This is a genomic window from Vibrio genomosp. F10 str. 9ZD137, assembly GCF_049974785.1.
In the GTDB taxonomy this organism is placed as follows: Bacteria; Pseudomonadota; Gammaproteobacteria; order Enterobacterales; family Vibrionaceae; genus Vibrio.
In genome coordinates, this window is sequence record NZ_JBNGCJ010000797.1 from 1 (window position 1) to 2,312 (window position 2,312).

At 43.6% G+C, this 2,312-nt stretch carries 2 protein-coding genes; both read right to left on the reverse strand.

What is annotated here, in order from left to right; translation table 11 throughout:
- Window positions 1-1,392, reverse strand: a 1,392-nt coding sequence (locus ACP45E_RS18430; protein ID WP_069585400.1) for a cytochrome ubiquinol oxidase subunit I, incomplete at its 3' end; no start/stop codon positions are given.
- A 541-nt stretch (window positions 1,393-1,933) separates the two neighbouring features.
- Window positions 1,934-2,312, reverse strand: a 379-nt coding sequence (locus tag ACP45E_RS18435; RefSeq protein WP_241824340.1) for a methyl-accepting chemotaxis protein, incomplete at its 5' end; no start/stop codon positions are given.

The following is a 2,312-nucleotide window of genomic DNA, read 5'->3' on the forward strand; positions in this document are numbered from 1 at the left end:
AGAAGCCGCAACGTTTACGGGCAAAATTTCACCGACAGCCCATGGTTGACGACCATATTCAGCAACAAACCAACCCGCTTCAACTGCAATCCATGGTAATGGAATACTTAGTAGAGCCGCTTTTAATACCCACGGTTTTTGTTCGATTTTTTGACGACACGTCTGAATAAACGCAGCACCAAACACAAACAACATGATAAAGCCACAAGCAACCATAATACGGAATGACCAGAATAACGGCCAAACGGTAGGAATAGAGTCATCAGCGGCCGCTTGAATGTGTTCTTCAGTTGCATCAACGACATTATCGGTATATCGCTTCAGCAGTAAACCGTAGCCTAAGTCCACTTTGATCTCATCAAATGCAGCTAGGTTTTCTTCACTGCGATCGCCTTCACGGATTCGCTCAAGCAATTCGTAAGCCACCATACCGTTACGAATGCGCACAATATGTTCATCACGCAGGTCACGTAAGCCCGTCACTTCGGTATCAAGAGAACGTGTAGCGATGATGCCCATGACGTAGGGGATTTTCACCGCGTAATCCGTTTCCATTGTTTCCTGGTTCGGAATACCAAAAACGGTAAAACCAGCCGGAGCTTCTTCGGTGTGCCATTCAGATTCGATAGCAGCAAGCTTCACTTTTTGTACGTCACCGAGCTCGTAGCCAGACTCATCACCTAAGATGATCACCGACAAGATAGCCGCCATACCAAATGAAGCAGCGATAGCAAAAGAGCGACGAGCAAAAGCCACATCACGACCTTTCAGAAGGTAGTAAGAACTGATACCAAGAACAAACATCGCACCTGTCACGTAGCCAGAAGCGACCGTGTGAACGAATTTAACTTGAGCAACTGGGTTAAGCACAACTTCCGAGAAGCTGACCATTTCCATACGCATGGTTTCAAAGTTGAACTCTGCACCGATTGGATTTTGCATCCAGCCATTAGCAACGAGGATCCACAACGCAGAAAAGCTTGAGCCTAGCGCAACGAGCCAAGTCACAACTAAGTGCTGACGCTTTGACAGCCTTTCCCAACCAAAGAAGAAAAGCCCCACAAAGGTTGATTCTAAAAAGAAAGCGACTAACGCTTCAATGGCAAGAGGGGCACCAAAAATATCACCCACATAATGGGAGTAATAAGACCAGTTAGTACCAAATTGAAATTCCATTGTTAGGCCAGTAGCTACACCTAACGCAAAGTTAATACCGAATAACTTACCCCAGAACTTAGTCATGTCCTTGTAGATTTGTTTGTCGGTCATGACATACAGAGACTCCATAATGGCAAGCAAAAACGCTAAGCCTAAAGTCAACGGTACGAATAAGAAATGGTACATCGCTGTTATTGCAAATTGGAGACGTGATAGTTCAACTACGTCCAACATAATTACTCCTATGTGTCGGCTGAGTGACACTTTCTGTGCAATAAAGCCCTTAACGAACAATGAGGTCGCGCAGGGTGTTACGCAAAGTTTATTTTATTGTTAATTCCGTGTTACACCGTAACGGTGAAGAGCAAATCGATACTACTCCTGAATGTTAAAAAATTCAAAATAATTTGAGTATATTGTGGGATTGATTGCCAAGAAAAGACTTAGAAGCTGTAAATTAAGGAATATTTATTTTACTGCTCTAAAAAATATTTGAGTGGCATTGTCATTTGTAACAGAGTGTGTGAACAAAAACCTCAAAATAACCAAACTATTTGAGGTCACTGGAAGCGGAGCGACGTCAATGATAGGCAGTTCAAAGCCCTAATGCCGTTCACTAAAAAAAATTGCGTTCTTACTTATTAGGGTGTGTTCTTTCCTCTCACCTTTCCATTTAGACATCACGACCTGGCCTTAAGAAGCATTCATAAAAAAATCCAAGTGCCTGAGAGACACTTGGATTTTTATCGCGCTGGAAGATCATTCAACCAAGAACTTAAACTTTGAATTGACTCACCAACTGCTGCTGCTTCTCCGACAACGTATTAATTTGATTACCAATCGATTCTGACTCACCCGCCTGGCTAACAATTTGTGCGCTTAGATCCCTAATATTCGACACACTCTGGTTCACTTCTGCCGAGACCGTTTGCTGCTCTTCTGCCGCTCTAACAATTTGGCTATTCATATCGTTAATCGCAGCGATTGCGGCAAAGATATGACTCAGCTCTTCAACAGCGGTATTAACCTGACTGGAAGAGTCATGAGCAAGTTGGTGACCTTCTTGGATCGTTGCAACAACGTCTTGGGTTCCACGCTGGACTTTATCAATCACACCTCTAATTTCACCAACAGACGCCTGAGTACGACTAGCC